This window comes from Lichenicoccus sp. (assembly GCF_965276875.1).
Lineage (GTDB): Bacteria > Pseudomonadota > Alphaproteobacteria > Acetobacterales > Acetobacteraceae > Lichenicoccus.
The window spans coordinates 241420-259573 of record NZ_OZ255701.1 but is presented as its reverse complement, the minus strand read 5'-3'; the positions used below and the strand labels follow the sequence as shown (position 1 = coordinate 259573).

16 protein-coding genes are annotated in these 18154 nt (G+C 68.8%); 3 read left to right on the top strand and 13 right to left on the bottom strand.

Annotated features, from left to right (window positions below; genetic code table 11):
* Positions 1-42: 42 nt before the first annotated feature.
* Genes ACQY4K_RS01310 through nrdR form a run of 5 tightly spaced genes read right to left on the bottom strand, consistent with a single transcriptional unit; the run spans position 43 to position 3458 of the window.
* Positions 43-192, bottom strand: coding sequence for a hypothetical protein (locus tag ACQY4K_RS01310; protein WP_428392754.1), 150 nt, complete (start codon positions 190-192; stop codon positions 43-45).
* Between the two features lie 32 nt (positions 193-224).
* The gene (locus ACQY4K_RS01305) at positions 225-1358 is read right to left on the bottom strand and encodes an MFS transporter (RefSeq protein WP_428396274.1); all 1134 of its coding nucleotides are present in this window, start codon (positions 1356-1358) and stop codon (positions 225-227) included.
* Positions 1359-1387: 29 nt separating this feature from the next.
* Positions 1388-2368, bottom strand: coding sequence for a thiamine-phosphate kinase (gene thiL, locus ACQY4K_RS01300; protein WP_428392752.1), 981 nt, complete (start codon positions 2366-2368; stop codon positions 1388-1390).
* Positions 2369-2398: 30 nt separating this feature from the next.
* A complete protein-coding gene (gene nusB / locus ACQY4K_RS01295; RefSeq protein WP_428392750.1) occupies positions 2399-2935 on the bottom strand; it encodes a transcription antitermination factor NusB in 537 nt (178 codons plus the stop codon).
* Between the two features lie 7 nt (positions 2936-2942).
* A complete protein-coding gene (nrdR, locus tag ACQY4K_RS01290) occupies positions 2943-3458 on the bottom strand; it encodes a transcriptional regulator NrdR (RefSeq protein WP_428392748.1) in 516 nt (171 codons plus the stop codon).
* 230 nt (positions 3459-3688) lie between these two features.
* Between nrdR and ACQY4K_RS01285 the strand changes: the two genes are divergently transcribed.
* The gene (locus ACQY4K_RS01285) at positions 3689-4648 is read left to right on the top strand and encodes a ferritin-like domain-containing protein (protein ID WP_428392746.1); all 960 of its coding nucleotides are present in this window, start codon (positions 3689-3691) and stop codon (positions 4646-4648) included.
* On the opposite strand, the gene recQ is transcribed toward ACQY4K_RS01285, so the two are convergent.
* From recQ to ACQY4K_RS01245, 8 genes are all read right to left on the bottom strand, one after another.
* A complete protein-coding gene (recQ, locus tag ACQY4K_RS01280; protein ID WP_428392744.1) occupies positions 4645-6468 on the bottom strand; it encodes a DNA helicase RecQ in 1824 nt (607 codons plus the stop codon). The two genes, ACQY4K_RS01285 and recQ, sit on opposite strands and share 4 nt — an antisense overlap.
* Before the next feature lie 4 nt (positions 6469-6472).
* Entirely contained in the window at positions 6473-6859 is a 387-nt protein-coding gene (locus ACQY4K_RS01275; protein WP_428392742.1) for an OmpA family protein, read from the bottom strand.
* A 65-nt stretch (positions 6860-6924) separates the two neighbouring features.
* Positions 6925-8616, bottom strand: coding sequence for a thiol reductant ABC exporter subunit CydC (gene cydC, locus ACQY4K_RS01270; RefSeq protein WP_428392740.1), 1692 nt, complete (start codon positions 8614-8616; stop codon positions 6925-6927).
* Complete coding sequence (cydD, locus tag ACQY4K_RS01265) at positions 8613-10337, bottom strand: thiol reductant ABC exporter subunit CydD (protein WP_428392738.1); 1725 nt, start codon at positions 10335-10337, stop codon at positions 8613-8615. Before cydD ends, cydC begins: the two co-directional genes overlap by 4 nt.
* A gap of 99 nt (positions 10338-10436) precedes the next feature.
* Complete coding sequence (locus tag ACQY4K_RS01260; protein WP_428392737.1) at positions 10437-12311, bottom strand: sensor histidine kinase; 1875 nt, start codon at positions 12309-12311, stop codon at positions 10437-10439.
* 4 nt (positions 12312-12315) lie between these two features.
* A complete protein-coding gene (locus ACQY4K_RS01255) occupies positions 12316-12504 on the bottom strand; it encodes a NepR family anti-sigma factor (protein WP_428392736.1) in 189 nt (62 codons plus the stop codon).
* 173 nt (positions 12505-12677) lie between these two features.
* Entirely contained in the window at positions 12678-13301 is a 624-nt protein-coding gene (locus ACQY4K_RS01250) for a sigma-70 family RNA polymerase sigma factor (RefSeq protein ID WP_428392734.1), read from the bottom strand.
* Positions 13302-13489: 188 nt separating this feature from the next.
* Positions 13490-13984, bottom strand: coding sequence for a sigma-70 family RNA polymerase sigma factor (locus tag ACQY4K_RS01245; protein WP_428396272.1), 495 nt, complete (start codon positions 13982-13984; stop codon positions 13490-13492).
* Between the two features lie 116 nt (positions 13985-14100).
* Here ACQY4K_RS01245 and ACQY4K_RS01240 point away from each other — a divergent pair, with 116 nt between their 5' ends.
* Both ACQY4K_RS01240 and ACQY4K_RS01235 read left to right on the top strand, forming a co-directional pair.
* Complete coding sequence (locus ACQY4K_RS01240) at positions 14101-14844, top strand: response regulator (RefSeq protein ID WP_428392732.1); 744 nt, start codon at positions 14101-14103, stop codon at positions 14842-14844.
* Between the two features lie 124 nt (positions 14845-14968).
* A complete protein-coding gene (locus ACQY4K_RS01235) occupies positions 14969-18088 on the top strand; it encodes an alpha-1,4-glucan--maltose-1-phosphate maltosyltransferase (protein WP_428392731.1) in 3120 nt (1039 codons plus the stop codon).
* Positions 18089-18154: the final 66 nt, after the last annotated feature.

The window sequence follows — 18154 nt, the reverse complement described above, 5'->3', positions numbered from 1 at the left end:
CAATTACATGGTTCTGTTACGGATCCGATCTGTCACGGCTCCCTAGCGTCGGGCAAGGAATTTTTGCAGTACTGCCGCGGGGCCTGCCAACAGGCCCCCGTAGATGTTGGCCGACTCGGTGCACCGCTCGATCGGCAGCGCCAGGAACCCCGCGTTGGCACGCACCAGAGCGTGGTAATCGGGCTCGTCCATGCGGCGGGATCCTTGGGCAGGCCGCCAGCCAATCATGAACGAAGCTGCACCGCCAGGGCCACGCCGGCGCAGACCGCGCCGAGCAATGCCACCGGGGTCCAGCCGAAATGCTCCAGCAGCAGCGTCGCAAGGATCGAGGCCAGGCCGCCGGCGGCGAACATGATCGCCATGTAGAGCGCATTGAGCCGGCCGCGCACCTCCGGCCGCAGGTTGTAGATGGCGCGCAGGCCGACCACCTGGTTGAGCTGCACGCAGGCGTCGAGCAGCACCGCCACGACGGTCAGCAGTGCCAGATCATGCGTGCGTACCGCCAGGATGGTCAGGCCGAAGGCGATCGCCACGCCCGACAAGGCGGCGATGGTGGCAGCCGGCGTGTGGCCGCGATCGGCAAGTCGGCCCGCGACCGGAGCGATCAGCGCGCCGCCGGCACCGGCGAGCGCGAACAGAGCGAGGCCTTGCTGGCGCAGACCGAAGCCGGGACTTGCCAGCACCAGCGGCACCGCCGTCCAGAACATCGAGAACCCGGCGAACGCCATCGCCTGGGTGAAGGCGCGCAGCCGCAGCAGCCGGGTCTCGATCAGCAGCACCGGCAGCGATTTCAGGACCGCCAGGAAGCCGAACCCTTGATGCTCAGGCACGCGTCGCGGCAGGGCTTTGCGCAGCAGCAGCCACAGGCCCACGGTCGCCGCCGCGGAGGCCCAGAAGATCGCCTGCCAGCCGAAGCGCGCGGCGGTCAGGCTGGCCAGCGGACGCGACAGCATGATGCCGACCAGCAGCCCGCTCATCACCGCGCCGACGGTTCGACCGCGTGCGTGTTCGGGAGTGAGGTGGGCGGCGAACGGCACCAGGATCTGGGTCGCCGCGGCGCAGAACCCGGTCGCGAAGGCGGCGGCGAGGAAAGCCGCGGGAGACGTCGACAGCGCCGCACCGGCCAGCGCCAGCGCCAGCCCGGCGAGGGCGGCGAGCACCAGCGCGCGGTTCTCCAGGATGTCGGCGAGCGAGACCAGCACCAGCAGTCCGGCGCCGTAGCCGAGCTGGGTCAGGGTCACCAGCAGGCCAACGACGCCGGCGCGGAACCCGAGATCGCGGCCAATCAGCGCGGTCAGCGGCTGCGCGTAATAGAGGTTGGCGACGAGCAGCCCGCAGGCGAAGGCGAAGGCAGCGATCAGGCCACGCGAGGGCGGAGCGCCTGTGCTCAGAGATGGCTCCAGCCGGTCCGCGACAGCATTATCGCCGCCCCGGATGGGTCGATGACCCGCACGGCAGGCGCGCCCGCGGCGAAGCCGCCGATCCGGGTTACCGCGATGCCGCAGCGCGCCGAGAGCGCATGCAACGCCGCATTATTGACCTCCGGCACCGCGATCAGCAGCTCGTAATCGTCGCCGCCGGTCAGGCAGGTTTCCAGCCAATGCGGTCCCGCGGCCAGCGCCGCCGCCGAGCGCGGCACCGCCTCGGCCTCGATGGTTGCCGTCACATCGCTCTGCCGGCATAGGTGCCCGCAATCCTGCACCAGCCCGTCGGAGACGTCGATTGCCGCCGCGGCGATCCCGTGCAGGCCGGCGCCGAATGCGAGCCGCGGTTGTGGCAGACGGTAGCGGTCGGCGAGGACGCCGGAGGGGTCTGCCAGCCGTCCCTGCAGCACGGCCAGGCCGAGGGCGGCGTCGCCGATGCTGCCGGTGACCCAGAGCCCGTCGCCGGCTTGCGCGCCGCGGCGGCGCAGGATCGCGCCGGGGGCGGCATGGCCGATGATGGTCAGCGACAACACCAGCGGGGCCGCCGAGACGCCAGAGAAAACAGTGGTATCGCCGCCCAGCAGATGCACGCCGAACGTGTCCTGGTCGCAAGCGAGCCCGTCGCATAAGCCCGCGAACCAGGCCTCGCCGAGATCGCGCGGCCTGGCCATCGTCAGCAGATAGCCGAGCGGCACCGCCCCCATCGCGGCCAGATCCGACAGGTTCACCCGCAGCAGCTTGCGGCCGACCGTCTCAGGCGGATCATCCGCCAGGAAATGCACCCCCTGCACCATCGCGTCGGCGGCGACGACGAGCAGCCGGCCGTGGGGCGGGGCAAAGGCCGCGGCATCGTCGGCAAGATCGAGCGCGCCCGGGCCTGCCAACGGTCGGAAATGCCGGGCGATGAAGGCGAACTCCGCCGGCAGCGGGTCGGCACCAGTCATTGCCAGCAGGTCAACGCCAGCCGGGCATCGTCATGCCGCACCAGGCGGCTGGGCGAAGTCCTGGGGCCGCAGGTGGCGTCCCATGGTGTCCAGCAGGCCGTTGACCATGCGCGGCTCGTCACCAGAGAAGAAGCCGTGCGCCACGTCGAGATATTCGTTGATCACCACCCGACCGGGCGGCCCGTCGGACATCGAGAGCTCGGCACCCGCCGCGCGCAACAGGGCGCGCAACACCGGATCGAGCCGGGCCAGCGGCCACTCCACCGGCAGCGCCTCGCTCAGCAAGCCGTCGAGCCGGTCCTGCTCGCGTACTGCCGCGCGGACGATGCGGTTGAACAGGACGACGTCGGCGTCCGGCACCCGGCCCTCTTCGTAGCCGCCGGTCCCAGGCAGTTCGCCGAGCCGGTGGCGGACGAACTGTTCAATGACCGACTCCGGGTTCTCGGCCCCCTGCTCGCTCTGGAACAGAGCCTGCACTGCCCCCACCCGGGCCGCGGTGCGGGTGCGGGTGCGCGCGCGGCCTGGGGCCGGGGGGCGTGCGGCAGAGGGTGGTTCGGTCCCGGTCATGCCCGCTTCATCGGCTCTTTGCCTCGACAGGTCCAGCCTCGGCCGGCGCCGCCTCTGCGGCTGTAGCGAGCGGCAGCTCGGACAACGAGCCGAGGATGATCTCGAAATCGCGCGCCTCGCGGAAATCGCGATAGACGCTGGCAAAGCGGACATAGGCGACCGCGTCGACCTCGCGCAGCGTGTCCATCACCAGCTCGCCGAGCTGCTTGGTCGGGATTTCGTTCTCGCCGGAAGCCTCAAGCTGGCGCACCAGGCCGTTGACGATGCGCTCGATGCGCTCCTCGGGGATCGGCCGCTTGCGCATCGCGATCCGGATCGAGCGGGCCAGCTTGTCGCGTTCGAACGGCACCCGTCGCCCGTCCGCCTTGATCACCGCCAGTTCGCGCAACTGCACCCGCTCGATGGTGGTGAATCGCTGGCCGCAGGTCGGACAGAAGCGCCGCCGCCTAATCGCCGCGGAGTCCTCGTTCGGACGGCTGTCTTTGACCTGCGTATCGTCATGACCGCAAAACGGGCAACGCATAAAAGTCTGAGGTCCTCGACCGTGCAGTTCGCGGATGCAACGGGGTCCGCCTTGAGGCGAAACCCTTGACCGGGCAAATGGTCCTTGCGATCAAGCAATTAGAGCACCGTCCACGCACCCGCCCAGTCGCCCCTCAATGCGCCCGGCCCGGATGGCTGACAAGGGCTACAAATCGCCGCGGGCACCACCATCTGGTCCAGGTCATTCAACTCAGGCGGAGAGCCGGCACCATGACAGCATCACCGATCCCGAGCAGTGCCGCCATCGCACAGGCCGACCACGACGCACGTCATTGGCGCAGCCCCCAGGACGGCCGGCTGCCGATCGGCTCGGACGCGCACAAGGCCGCCATGTGCGCGATGTTCCAGGAGACCTTCAACCCGTACAAACCCTCGGTCATCGACTGGCCAACCCTGGACGACGACGCATTGGCCCGGATCACGGCGCTGCCGATCTGGGACATCGCGGTGCAGACCGAGGGCAAGGCCCGGCTGCGCATGAAGGCCTATGCCGACATGCTCGACGATGCGGCGCTCAGCCAGGCCATCGGCCTGAACGCCTGGGAGGAGAACCGCCACAAGGAGGTGCTCTCGCGGATGGTCGCCTTCTACGGCATCCCGCTCGCCCGCGAGCCGGACTACGCGGCCCCGCGCGACGCCGAGTGGGCCTATCTGGTCACCGGCTTCAGCGAATGTATCGACAGCTTCTTCGCGTTTGGCCTGTTCGAGATGGCGCGCCGCTCGGGGCTGTTCCCGCAACCGCTGGTCGACACATTCGAGCCGGTGATGCAGGAGGAATGCCGCCATATCCTGCTGTTTGCGAACTGGCTCGCCTGGCACCGTCGTACTATGCCCGCCTGGAAGCGGCCGCTGTTCGAACTGCGCGTCGCCGCGGTCTGGGTGTTCCTGGGCTGGGAGCGGATTGGCATCGCCCGCGGCATTGACGCGGACGGCAAGAAAGTCGCGGAAGACCACAACTTTACCGTAAACGGCGCCAAGGCGGTCAGCGCCGAGGAGATCGGCCTAAGCGAACTGATGAGTGTGTGCCTGGATGAGAACGACCGGCGCTTCAGCGGCTACGACCCCAGGCTGCTGCGCCCGACGACGATGCCCACCCTGGTACGAATTGCCCGCAGGTTCATGCGCGCACCCAGGCGCCGTACGGACGACCCGGTGCGGGCGACGGCCTAACCGCCGAGCCGGCTCAGCACCTTGTCCGCATAACGCTCCAGCTTCGAGGCGCCGACGCCCTTGATCGTGCCGAGGGACGTAGCGTCCGGAGGATTGCGCTGGGCGATGTCGCGCAGCACGGAATCGTGGAAGATGACGTAGGGCGGCAGCGACTGCGCCCGCGCCTCCTCCAGGCGCCAGGCCCGCAGCGCCTCGAAGCGCGCCTGCGCGTCGGGGTCGAGCATGGTGTCGAGGCTCGCACGGACCATGCGCGGCGCTGCCGCCTCGACCGGGTCCTCGCGCAGCATCAAGGCCGCCTCGCCGCGCAGGATGGGCCGGGCGACAGCGTCGTTCAGCGCCAGGGTGGCGTACTCGCCGTCGCCGGTGCGCAACGCGCCGCGCGCGACGAGCTGGCGGATCACGCTTCGCCAAAATCCGTCCGGCCGCTCCTTGCCAATGCCGTAGAGCGGCAGCCGGTCGTGCTGGTATTTCGCGACCATGTCGGTCTGTTTGCCGCGCAGCACCGAGACGATGTGCAGGGCGCCGAATCGCTGGCCGGTGCGATAGATCGCCGACAGCACCTTCTGGGCGGCGATGGTGCCGTCGAACAGCGCCACGCCGTCGCGGCAATTGTCGCAATGGCCGCAATCCTGGGCGAGTTGCTCGCCGAAACAGGCCAGCAGTGCGCGGGTGCGGCAGCCGGTGGTCTCGGTGAGGCCGATCATCGCCTCCAGCCGCTGGCCCATGACCCGCTTTTGCGCGGGCGGCGCGGTCGACTGCTCAAGCCAGTGCCGCGCGCGCGCGATGTCCTCGCCGCCATAGAGCAGCAGGGTCGCCGCCGGCTCGCCGTCGCGTCCGGCACGGCCGATCTGCTGGTAGTAGCCCTCGGGGCTATCCGGCATGTCCAGATGCACCACACAGCGCACGTCCGGCCGGTCGATGCCCATGCCAAATGCGATCGTCGCCACCACCACCACCGCCTCGCCGGCACGGAAACGCGCCAGGGCCGCGCGCTTTTCCAGCGGCGAAATTCCGGCATGAAAGACGATCGCCGGCCATTCGCGCTCGCGCAGGGCGCGCGCCACCCGCTCGGTCTTGTTGCGGCTGCCGCAATAGACGATTGCGGCACCCGTGCCCGCGCGCTGCCGGTCCAGCGTGTCGAGAAGCTGCTTGAGTTCGCCGCCTTTTGGGCGCACCGCGATATGCAGGTTTTCGCGGTGAAAGCTCGCCGCCAGCACCTCCGCCTCAGGCATCGCCAGCGCCTCGATGATGTCGCCGCGTGTGCGCGCATCAGCGGTGGCGGTGAGTGCGATGCGAGGCACGCCAGGCAGCGCCTGCGGCAGTCGCGCCAGGGCGCGGTATTCGGGACGGAATTCATGGCCCCAGGCGGAGACGCAGTGCGCCTCGTCGATGGCGATCACCGAAATCTCCAGCCGCGCCAGACGATCCAGCATGCCGGCGGCCAGCAGCCGCTCGGGCGAGACGTAGAGCAGGTCCAACCGACCCGCCGACAGATCGGCGCGAATCCTGGCCGCATGGTCAGGTTCGAGATCGGAATGCAATGCGGCGGCATTGACGCCGAGCTGGCGCAAGGCGGCGACCTGGTCGTCCATCAGCGCGATCAGCGGTGACACCACCAGACCCATGCCGGGCCGGCAGAGGGCCGGGATCTGATAGCAGAGGCTCTTGCCGCCGCCAGTGGGCATCAGCAGCAACGCGTCGCCGCCTGCCATCACCCGGCCGATCGCGGCCTCCTGCAGACCGCGAAAGGCGCTGAAGCCGAACACCCGCGACAGCACAGCGAGCGGGTCGCGCGTTTCCGCATCCCCTGGGGCATTCAAGGGTTCAGTTGCCGAAATCGATTTCCACCCGCCGGGCCGCGATACCCGGGTTCTCGTTCGAGGGTGGCCGCGGGCGCAGCTGGATACGGTTGGCCGCCACCCCGTCGGCACGCAGCGCGTCGGCGACGACGTCGCCACGCCTGGTGGCCAGCGCCTCATCCGCATCGACCGGGCCGTTGGCCCCGGCGTAGCTCTCCACCAGCAAATCCAGTGCCGGGTTGTCGGCTGCGGCATCGGCCGCGCGCGCGACCACCCCACGCGCGGCATGGTCAAGCGAGGCGGAGTCGCGGCCGAAGAACACCACATACTTGCGGCCCAAAGCGCCCCCCTCGAAATAGGCGCAGGCAGACAGCGCACCGCAGGCGGCGAGCAGCAACGGCAGACGGCGCATTATGGCGAGACTCCTCCAAACCGCGATCACCAGCTTGTTACCGCAATAGTCCGGTCTGTGGAACCTTAAGCCGTGGCGAGCGCCTTGCCGTCCTGCAGGCGCCAGACACGGTCGAGACGTTCGACGCCGGTCAGGCGATGCAGGATCAGGATCATGCTGCGATCGCGCCCGACCTCGTTGAGGGTCGCGAGGAAGGCGCGTTCGGTGTCGGCATCGAGGCCGGCGCAGGGTTCGTCCAGGATCAGGATGGGTGCTGCCGACAGCAGAACGCGCGCCAGCGCCAGACGCCGACCCTGCCCGCCGGAGACGCGCGCGCCCGACTCGCCCAGCCAGGAGTCCAGGCCGTCCGGCAGGCCGCGCACCAGATCGGCGATCTGCGCCTGCTCCAGCGCCGACCACAGTTCCGCCTCGCTGGCGTCCGGGCGGCCGAGAGCCAGATTGTTGCGGATCGAGTCGTCGAACAGATGGCTGTCCTGGCCGAGCCAGGCGATGCTCCGGCGCAGCGTGGCCTCGTCGAGCCGGGCGATGTCGATCCCGCCGATGCTGATCTGGCCAGATTGCGGTGTTGCGATCCGCAGCAGCAGGGCTGCCAGGCTCGACTTGCCGGACCCGGACGGCCCGAGCAGGCCGACGCGCGCGCCGGGTGGGATGCGCAGGGACAGCCCATCGAACACCGGAGCCCGAGCCGGCTGTTCGCTCCAGGCGAACCGGATGGCATCGAAGCGCACGGACATGTCAGCCGGCATCGGCGCCAGCCCTGGGGCCGGTGTGGTGCGCGCTTGCGCCGGAAGCGGGTGGTCGCCGATCTGCAGCACGCGCGACGCCGCGTGCGCCATGTGACCGGCCAGCACGCCTGCGCGCACCAAGCCGGATGCCGCCTCGAACGCCGCCAGCATTACGAACAGCACCAGCACGGCGGTAAGCGGCGGCAATCTGGCAAAGCCGATCCCGGCCGCCGCCGCGAGCACGCACAGGACCGCCGCCTGGCTGCACAGGAACGCGCCCGCACCGGCGGCGGCGGACTGCCGGGCCAACCCGGCTTGCGCCGACAGCAGGCGGCCCTCGCACGCCTCGACCCCGGCGAGCGTGCGGCGCTCGGCCCCAAACGCGCGGAATTCGCGCAAGCCCGTGATCGTGTCGAGTATCGCGATCCGCAGGCCGGCCATGGCCTCGGCGGTAGTGCCGCCAATCCTGGCAGAGCGTCGCGCGGCCAGCCAAGGCAGCAGCAACGCGCTTGCGGCGAACAGCAGGCAGACGACCAGTGCGAGGATCGGGGCGCTGCGTCCGATCAGCAGCGCGAGCACCGGCAGGCTGACCAGGGCGCCGCACAGCGGCAGCAACAGGCGCAGATACAGCCCGTCCAGGGCCTCCACGTCGCCGACCAGCCTTGAGAGCGCATCGCCGGTGCGCCGGAACCCCAGCCCCCCCGCAGCACTGGCGGCGAGCCTGCGGAAGAACCAGACGCGCAGATCGGCCAACGCCCGGAAGGTGGCGCCATGGGTGAGCAGCCGCTCGCCGTAGCGCAGCACCACGCGGCCGGTGCCGAAGCCACGCAGCAGCCATCCCGAGACAAGCAGCAAGCCGACCGTGGTGCCGGCGAGCCGCAGGCCCGACACCGCGAGCAAAGCCAGCCCGAACAGCAGCGCCAGCACCGACACCACGACCCCGAGGGCCAGGCCCGCGGTCTGGCCACGCCAGAGTGCCAGCACCGCCAGCAGCGGAGCGGCAAGCTTGCGTGGCCGGGTGCGGGCGCTCACGACGCCACGCCCAGCCGCGGCTCGGCGTGGGCTACCAGCCTGCCGTCGCGAAGTTCAATTCGGCGGCCGCCGAGCGTATGGGCGGCAGCCGAGTGGCTCGCCATCAGCACGCTGCGTCCACGCGCCAGGTGGCGCAGGCTGTCGAACACCGCGCGTTCGGTTTCGGGGTCGAGATGGGCTGTAGGTTCGTCGAGCAGCAGCAGCGGCGCGTCGCGCAGCACCGCCCGCGCGATGGCGACCCGCTGCGCCTGGCCGCCGGAGAGACCGTAGCCGCCCTCGCCGAGCCGCGTGTCGAGCCCGTTTGGCAGGTCGGCCACGACCGTCTCGAGGGCCGCGACATGGAGCGCTGCGTCGAGGGCCGCCGCATCGGCGTCGGGCCTGGCAAACAGGATGTTCTCGCGCAGCGAACCGGCGAACAACAACGGCTTTTGCCCAATCCATGAGACCAGCCCGGACAGTGCCGCGGGATCCAGGCTCGCCAGATCGTTGCCGTCGATCAGCACGCGGCCGCGATCCGGTGTGATGAAGCCGAGCAGCATCTCGATGACCGTGGACTTGCCGGAACCGGACTGGCCGACCAGCAATAGCGTCTCGCCCGGATCGAGGCGGAAGCTGAGCGCGTCCAGCGCCAGGCCGCGCGAAGACTCCCAGGCGAAGCTGACATTCTCGAACACCAGGCTGACGCCACCCGGCGGGGGTGGCGGGATGCGGTGCGGCGCCACCGCGGGCGTACTGGCCATGGGCAGTTCGGCGAGGCCCTCGGCGCAGGACGCCGCCTGTGCGCGGTCCTGATAGGCGAGCGCGAAATTGCGCAGGGGGGCGAAGAATTCGGGGACCACCAGCAGCGCGAACAAGGCATGCGGCACGGTCAGCAACACGGCAGAGCCCGGATGGAGGAACAGCGCGCCGTCATGTACGGCAATGACGATGATGGCGACAGCCATCGCGCAATCGAGCCCGGCGGAGGACAGGAACGCCACACGCAGCACCCGCATGGTGCGCACGCGCAGCTCGTCGGCGGCGAGGGCCAGCCGGCTCGCCTCGTCCTCGGTGCGTCCGGCCAGCACGATGGTGGCAATGCCGCGCATACGGTCGACGAAGCGGGTCTGCAGCCGTGACATCGCCTGGAACTGGCGGCGCGCGGCGACGGCGGCGCCGATGCCGAACAGCGCCTGCATCACCGGCACCGCGAGCCCGCAACAGAGCAACACAAGTGCCGCCAGCGGCTGCGCGAACCAGGCCGCGATCAGCACCAGAAGCGGCGCCCCCATAGCCAGTGTCGCGGCTGGAAGGTAGCGCGAGAAGAACCCGTCCACAGCCTCGATGCGATCGACGGCGAGGGCCGCCAAGGCGCCGCTATGGTTGGCGCGAAGCAGACGCGGGCCATCCGCCAGGATGCTGCCCAGGGTACTGCGACGCAGCCGTGTGCGCGCACGCATCCCGGCGCGCGCGGCCTGGACCTCGGAGAGCACCTGCAACAGCGCCCGCAGGACGGCAGCAATGATGAACGCGACCAGGGTGGTGGGCAGCGACGGTGACAAGGCGGCCGTGGCGTGTGACGCGGTCAGGCTGGCTGCGAGCACCCAGGCGATGCAGGCAACTTGCAACAGCGCGCAGGCGGTGCCCAGCAATCCGAGCAGCACGACGGGGAATGCGTTTCGTCGACCGAGACGCGATTGCGCTCGGGTCCACCCTTTGATCGCCGTCCGGTTCGCGCTCATGGCCCTGAGTAGTGGCGACAAAGCCGGCTGGCGACAACCGCGGGGCCGGGTTCTTGCCAAAGCTTCATGTCAATCGCCGGCATCTTCAGGGCCGCATTTTCAGGCTGGGGCATCGTCAGTATCGTCGTCACGCGGCACTTCGGGATGCAGCGGGAAAGTCAGGCTGTATCGTGTGCCAACAGCCGCACGCTCTTCGAGCCCGGCCCCTTCACGCACTTCGAGTTCCGCGCCGAGTTGCCTCGCGAAACCACGGATGAGCTGAATGCCGAGCCCGTCGCGCACACCGGTTTCGGTCTCGGCGCGTCCGGCCGGAATGCCGACACCGTCATCCTCGATCACCAGGCGGGCGCGTCCGGCCGGCAGCGCGATCAGGGTGACGCTCACCTGGCCGGGACGGTCGCCAGGAAAGGCATATTTGACCGCGTTGCTGACCGCCTCGGTCACCACCAGGGCCAAGGGGACGGCCTGATCCGTGGACATCGCGATTTCCGGCGCCTCGATGGCGAGCTGGATACGACGCCCCTGCCGCTCGCCGATCGCCTGGAACAATTGCGTGCAGAGTTCGTGCAGGAACTGACGCATGTTCAGGGTATGCAGCTCGCCTTCGGAGTACAGATAGCGGTGCAGCGTCGCCAGCGCTCGGACCCGGTCGCGTGCGGAGGCGAACTCGGCCCGCGCTTCCGGCTGGCGGATGCGGTTGGCCTGCAGGTTGAGCAGCGAGGCCACGATCTGGAGGTTGTTCTTGACCCGGTGATGGATCTCCTTGATCAGCAGCTCCTGCCGGGCTCCCGCATCGCGCAGATCCCTCTCGTGCGTCGCAAGCGAGCGCGTCGCCTGATGGAAGGCGCGGGAGAGTTCGCGCAGCTCGGCAGGCATCATGCTGCTCTCGCCGGGATCATACGCGCCGGCACGCCGCCATTGCGTGACGGCCCCCGTCAATGCCTGCAGCGGCGCCGTCACCAGCAGGTTGGCGCCGATGGCGACGCCGAGCAGCCCGACCCCGAGCAGCAGCACGATGCCGATGACCCGGATGATGAACACGCTCAGTGCGCGCACTTCCTTGTCGGTTGGCTGGGTGACCACCAGCAGCGAAATCGGCCCGGCGAGCACGCCCAGTGCCACCGAACCTCCGTCGCTCGTCATCGCGGCACCGTGGCCTTGCCTGGCCAGCCTGACCATTGCCGCTAGATCCTTCGGTATCGGCCAGGCGCAATCCAGGCAGGCCGAGGCTGCGATGCCACCCGGGCCGATCAGCCAGGCATGCATGGGCGTCTGCCCGCCCACCATCCCCGCATGCAGGTCGACGCCGAACAGGGCCTTGCGGCTCCAGCCGAGCAGCGCTTGCGCGACCAGCACGTGCGCCGGGCCGGCCGGGTTGAGCCATGACTGCTCGGCCACCATGCGCCCGACGGCGCCGTGCGCCCTGACCAAGGTGACGCCGTGGATGCCGGAGCCGGCCGCATTTTCCGCCGGCAGGTCGGCAGGCAGGGGCTCGCCCGGCACCAGCGAGGTCGAGCAGACGACACGCCCGCTGCCGTCGATGACGCTCAGCGCCTTATAGCGTTCACGCTGCGTGATCAAGGCGAGGTGCAGGACGCGCGGGCAGGCCAAGGGCGCGCGCAGCTCGGGGATCGAGGCGACGTTGCGCAGGAAATCATGGGCATAGTCCAGGTCCTGCTGGACGCGGTCGCGCAACGTCCGCACGATACCCTGCGCGCGCGCGCCACTGGCGTCGGAGGCGGCTTCATAGCTGTGCCAGGAGACCCCGCCGCTCAGGATCGCGAGCGGGATGGAGGTCAGCAGAATGATCAGGATCATCCGGGTGCTGACGGTATCGACCATGCGACGTATTCGGCGCACGCCGCCGCCGACGATCACGTCGCCGGCCGCGCGACCGCGCCTGAGCGGGGCGAACAGCAGGTTTATGACGCGAAGCCCAAACGGGCCGCGCGGAATCGTATGCGCGGACCGCACCAGACTAGCCTTGCTGCTCGTCGTTCTGGATCAGCCTGAGAAGCTCCTCCGGGATCGGCTCGTTGGCAATGTCGTCGAACATCTGGTGCAGGCCGCGTGCAAGCCACAGGTCGAACGCACCGTCCTGCTTGGGGCGCCTGCGACGCGCCGGTCCGGACGTCGACGACTCCCGGCCGTCCTTGTCCCGAGTCATCAGACGCCAATGCCCCAAGCTGTTCATGCCGGACCGTTCATGCCAAGCCGCCTAAGCCGCGCGGGTGATGGACGATCCGCACCGAACCTGTAGCGACCAAGGCGTGCCGCGGTTGCACCTGGACGCAGTTTGGCCGCAAAACATGAATCGAGCGTTACGGCATAGCCACGGCGTCAGGGCTGGGCTACGGCGACCGACTTCATTTCGCCATCGATGCGGGCAGCCGCGACCCGCGTGAGGCGTGCGGCGTTGGCTACGGGGCGTTGCTCGAACGGCTCCCTGGTGTCGCCCATCAGCCAGGCCTCGAGCTGGCGTCGGGCGCGAAACACGCGGCTCTTGGCGGTGCCGACGGCGCATCCGGTGGCCTCGGCCAATGCCTCGTAGCTCATTCCTTGTACCACCACCATGATCAGGGCCTCGCGCTGATCCGCCGGCAGACGGGTCATCGCCACGCCGAGATCCTTCAAAGCCAGGCGGTCCTCATGCGGCGCCTCGGTGGCGAAAGCGGACGACGGCACATCATCAATATCGGTAGTGTCCCGACGCTTGCGCAGGTTGGAGATGAAGCGGTTGCGCAGAATACGGTGCATCCAGGCGGCGAAATTGGTCCCCGGGATGAAGCTCGCCTGCGCGGAGAGGGCGTTGCAGACGGCGTCCTGGACCAAGTCCTCAGCGCTGGCACGATTGCGGGTCAGAGCCAATGCCTGCACCCGCAGCTTGGGCAGTATCGTTATGACTTGTGCATGAAACCCGTTTGGGTTGCGGGCTTTGAGATCACCGGCGGTGCGGTTCGACATGAGCGCTGCTCTCCCTATCCGCCGAAGCAATGAGCCGCCGAAAGCTGGGGTTGCATGCGCTTACCCCTAACTCGATCACAAGAACTTGTTGGCGGTATTTGCCCGATCAAAGCTGATTTGGCGAACGGCGGCCGGCAGGCTACGGTCACGCGTTAATTGACGGAGCCATGATGCAGTCAAGCCAAAGCTCAGGATCTGTTTGGCGTTTCTTCACGCAGCCGTGTGGCGATTTGGCTGCGTGCGCGCGAGACCCGCGCCTTGACGGTGCCAACCGGCACCCCGCAGATCGCGGCCGCCTGCTCGTAGCTGAGCTCCTGTGCGCCGACCAAAACCAGGGCCTCGCGCAGCAGCGGGGTCAAGGTGAACAGCAGGCGCTGCAGGTCGGAGACTTCGCCGCGCAGGGAAGCCGACGACATCGCGGGATCCGTGTCCGTCAGCTGCCCCGACAGCACTTGGCTCTCTCGCCCCAGCACCTGGCTCTCGCGCCGACGTCGCCGCGCCTGCTCGTAGAAGGCATTGCGTTGGATCGTGAACAGCCAGGCCTTGAGGTTGGTCCCCGGCTGGAATTGCGCAACGGCCGCCAATGCGCGTACCAACGTATCCTGCACGAGGTCGTCGGCAGCCGCCGCATCGCGGGTGAGGAAACGCGCAAAGCCGCGAAGCTCAGGCAGCAGGACCGACATCTCCCGATGCAGCGTGTCGCGGTCAGTACCAGCCTCGCTGCTCAGGTCGGCCTGTCTGCTCAAGACGTCCTGTTCGCTCAATCCGCCTCCCCAGTCATTCGAAAGAGAACAGCCTGATGGCCACGACGCGGCGCGACGACCTGATCCGCGCTCTCCCCTATGCGCGACGTTATGCCCGTGCCCTCACCGGAAGCCAACCGCGCGGCGACCTGCTTGTCGCCGAAAGCCTGCGCGAACTGGTCGCAGGACCCGCCGACGACCTGACCGCACGGCACGGGCTCTATAACTGGGTGACCCGGCGCTTCAATGTCGGGCTCGTCGATCCCGGCGAGGTCGATGGCGGCCTTACCGCGCAGCAACGCCAGCTACTCCTGCTGACCGCGCTCGAGGAGGTGCCGATCGAGGATGCCGCACCGATCGTCGCCCTGGAGCTGGCGGAAGCCAACGCCCAGCTCGCCGGCGCGCGTGACCGGCTGCGCCAGGCGGCCGCGACCGACGTACTGATCATCGAGGACGAGCCGATCATCGCGATGGATATCGAGGAGCTCGTGCTCGGCTGCGGCCACCGCGTCGTCGGTGTCGCCGCCACCGAGGCCGACGCGGTCCGCATCGCCCAGAAAACCCGACCCGGCCTGATCCTGGCCGACATCAATCTCGGCATCGGCGGCGACGGCACCTCGGCGGTCAGCCGCATCCTCAAGCATCATTACGCGCCCGTGATCTTCGTCACCGCCTATCCGGAGCGTCTGCTCACCGGCGAGACGGTCGAGCCGGCCTTCGTCATCACCAAGCCGTTCGAGCCGCTGACGCTGGCCATCGCGACCTACCAGGCGGTCACCGGCGGGGTCACCCTCGACTAGCAAATCGCCCACCGGGTGTGCAGGCAACCCCGGCCCGGCAGGTCGCGTTCGTTTCCAGGCCAGTTGCGCCCCCGCCGTGGGGCCGCCCGGCGCATTGCGATCCCATCATCCACGGAGCCAGTTCATGGACCTGATCGAGACCGGTCCCGCGTCCGTCCGGGCCACCGCCGTCGTAAAGGCAGGGTTTGCCGCAGCAGCCAGGATTGCCCGTCTGCCGGCAGCGGCGGCGCGCGACCCGCAAGCCTGGTCCGGCTTCGACCGGGTGCTGGTGCCTGATGTATTGCATAATGCCGGAGAAGCGGGTATTCTGGCCTCCGCGCAGGCAGCCTTAGAGTCAGTCACCTGGCTCGTCGCCGCAACCGGGCCGGAAATTGCCTTGCTCGACTTGGTCGTCGACTGCATCGCCGCGGCCGGCGACGCGGCGCACAGCAACCCCGAGCTGTTCGCAGCCCCCGACCGCGCCCAGGCGCTCGACCCACGTCAGGTGCCGACGCCCGGTCTGGCGCGCCCGATCCTGACCGATCCCGGGGCGGCGGCGCGGCTCGGCGCATTTTGGGGCGGGCTGGTGGCATCCTGGGTTGGGGTTGGCCTGGCCGGCGTGCGGCTGCGTGGCTTGGCCGGACTGCCGCAAGCGGCCCTTTCGCCGCTGCTCGCAGCCCTACGCGCCCAGGCGCCCACTGCGATACTCATCGCAGATACCGGCGGCGTCGCCTGGGAGGGGATCGCAACCCTCGCGGATGCCAGGCTGGATGGGGTGCAATGCTCGCTTGCCTGGTGGAACTGGCAGGATGGCTGGTTTGAAGATGAACTGGCGATGCTGCGTCCCATCGCCCCGGTCATGGCCGCCCTCGACGACCAAAGTGCTGCGCTCGGCCGCGCACTGGCCTTTTGTGCGGCGCGTGGCTTTGGCTGGATCGCACCGCCTGGCCCGGCCGCACGCGCCGCCTGCGGCCTCGCCGGCCGGCTTGCGGGTCGCCTCCCCAGCCGCAGGCTCAGCGCCCCGGGGGCCGCGGTCGAAGCCTATCTGTGCTGCGACCGGACTGACCCGCGCTGGAGCAGCCAGGCCGACGTGCTCCTGTTCAATGCGCGCCTTGACCGTGCCAGCGCGGTCGATCCGTCGCCGCTTCTGGCCGCCACCGGCGGCAGCTTTGATGCGTTCACCGAGAGGAACGCGGGTCATGCAAGCCTGGTCCCGGGGGAGCCGGTGTCGCTGGCGCCGGGCACCTGGCGGTTGTTCGGTGCTGGAGCGATTGCCGCTCCCGCCGTCACCAGGATCGATCCGCGTTCGGCACGCGATGCGGCAACTTGGCCGCGTCTGGCGATCGAGGCGCCCTCCCCCGCGGTCGATGGCGGCCGCTTCGCGGTCAAACGGATCGCCGGCGAGAGTGTCGCGGTGGAGGCCGACGTCATCGGCGACGGCCACGACCTGCTCGGCGTGGCCCTGCAATGGCATTCTCCGGGGCATGCTCCGGGACAGGCGCCCGGGCAGGCCTGGCAGGAGCGTCGCATGCGCCTGCTGGGCAACGATCGCTGGACGGCGTCCTTCCCGCTATTGACCCGCGGCCTGCATCGCTACCGTATCGAGGCCTGGCGCGATCGCTATGCAACCTTCCGACATGAACTCGGCGCGAAATCGGCGGCCGGCGTGCCGATCGCCCTCGAATTGACTGAAGGCCGCGCGCTGTTGCGCGACGCGGTCGCGCGCAACCGGGGGATTGCCACGATCCTGGAGACGATCGAGACCGCGTCGGCGGAGGCGCAATGCGCGTTGCTGCTCTCCGACGAGGTGGCGGCCCTGATGGAAAGCGCCGACGACCGGCCACATCGCATTGTCTCGGATCCGATCCGGGTCGACGCCGAGCGCACCGCCGCCGGCTTTGCCAGCTGGTACGAGGTGTTTCCGCGCTCGATGAGCGACGATCCGCAGCGGCACGGCACCTTCCGTGACGTCGAGCGGCATCTGCCGCGGATCCGCGACATGGGTTTCGACGTGCTGTATTTTCCGCCGATCCATCCCATCGGACGCACCAATCGCAAGGGCCCGAACAACACCCTCACCCCAGCCGCGGATGATCCAGGCAGCCCTTATGCGGTGGGCTCGGTCGAGGGCGGTCATGACGCCATCCATCCGCAGCTCGGCACGCTGGCGGACTTCCTGCATCTGCGCGGCCAGGCCGAGGCGCACGGGCTGGAGGTGGCACTCGATTTCGCCATCCAGTGCGCGCCCGACCACCCCTGGCTCGCCGAGCACAAGGACTGGTTCGCCTGGCGGCCGGACGGCACCGTGCGCTACGCCGAGAACCCGCCGAAAAAATACCAGGACATCGTCAACGTCGATTTCTACGCGAACGGCGCGGTGCCTGACCTTTGGGTGGCGCTGGCCAATGTGGTGATGTACTGGGCCGAGCAGGGCATACGGCTGTTCCGGGTGGACAACCCGCACACCAAGCCGTTTCCGTTCTGGGAATGGATGATCGCCGAGGTGCGCGCCCGCTATCCCGACGCGGTGTTCCTCGCGGAGGCCTTTACCCGGCCGAAGGTGATGAACCGGCTCGGCAAGGTCGGCTTCGGACAATCCTACACCTACTTCACCTGGCGCAACAGCAAGGCGGAGCTGACCGAGTATCTCACGCAGCTCACCGAGGAGGAGCCGCGCGACTTCTTCCGTCCGCATTTCTTCGTCAACACGCCGGACATCAATCCGGTGTTCCTGCAGACCTCCGGCCGTGGCGGATACCTGATACGCGCAGCCCTCGCCGCGACGCTGTCCGGCCTGTGGGGCGTCTATAACGGCTTCGAGCTGTGCGAGGGCACGCCGTTGCCGGGCCGCGAGGAATATGCCGACAGCGAGAAATACCAGACACGCACCTGGGACTGGAACCGGCCCGGTAATATCGTAGCCGAACTCACCCAGCTCAACCGCATCCGCGCCGAAAACCCGGCACTGCATTCGCATCTTGCCGTCGGCTTCCTGCCGGCCGGCAACGATGCCGTGCTGTTCTACGAAAAAACCACCAGTGGTCGCGACAACTGCATCTTTTGCATGGTCAGTCTGGATCCGCACAACGTGCAATCGAGCGGCATCGAGCTGCCGCTGTATCGCTGGGGCCTGCCGGACCAGGCCAGCCTGCAGATGCAGGACCTGGTCGGCGGCGGCCGGTTTACCCTGAGCGGCAAATACCACAGCGTGACACTGACGCCGCGGCAACCTTATCTGATCTGGCGGGCGTCGCCGCTTTCCTGATTGCCGGCAACCGTAAAGAGGCAACGATCCCCCGCCATGAGCAACGACACCATCGATCTCGCCCAC

Coding starts and splice junctions, on each gene's coding strand:
- ACQY4K_RS01310 (WP_428392754.1), bottom strand. CDS start 192: ATGGACGAGCCCGATTACCACGCTCTGGTGCGTGCCAACGCGGGGTTC.
- thiL (WP_428392752.1), bottom strand. CDS start 2,368: ATGACTGGTGCCGACCCGCTGCCGGCGGAGTTCGCCTTCATCGCCCGG.
- nusB (WP_428392750.1), bottom strand. CDS start 2,935: ATGACCGGGACCGAACCACCCTCTGCCGCACGCCCCCCGGCCCCAGGC.
- nrdR (WP_428392748.1), bottom strand. CDS start 3,458: ATGCGTTGCCCGTTTTGCGGTCATGACGATACGCAGGTCAAAGACAGC.
- ACQY4K_RS01285 (WP_428392746.1), top strand. CDS start 3,689: ATGACAGCATCACCGATCCCGAGCAGTGCCGCCATCGCACAGGCCGAC.
- ACQY4K_RS01275 (WP_428392742.1), bottom strand. CDS start 6,859: ATGCGCCGTCTGCCGTTGCTGCTCGCCGCCTGCGGTGCGCTGTCTGCC.
- cydD (WP_428392738.1), bottom strand. CDS start 10,337: ATGAGCGCGAACCGGACGGCGATCAAAGGGTGGACCCGAGCGCAATCG.
- ACQY4K_RS01255 (WP_428392736.1), bottom strand. CDS start 12,504: ATGACTCGGGACAAGGACGGCCGGGAGTCGTCGACGTCCGGACCGGCG.
- ACQY4K_RS01250 (WP_428392734.1), bottom strand. CDS start 13,301: ATGTCGAACCGCACCGCCGGTGATCTCAAAGCCCGCAACCCAAACGGG.
- ACQY4K_RS01245 (WP_428396272.1), bottom strand. CDS start 13,984: ATGTCGGTCCTGCTGCCTGAGCTTCGCGGCTTTGCGCGTTTCCTCACC.
- ACQY4K_RS01240 (WP_428392732.1), top strand. CDS start 14,101: ATGGCCACGACGCGGCGCGACGACCTGATCCGCGCTCTCCCCTATGCG.
- ACQY4K_RS01235 (WP_428392731.1), top strand. CDS start 14,969: ATGGACCTGATCGAGACCGGTCCCGCGTCCGTCCGGGCCACCGCCGTC.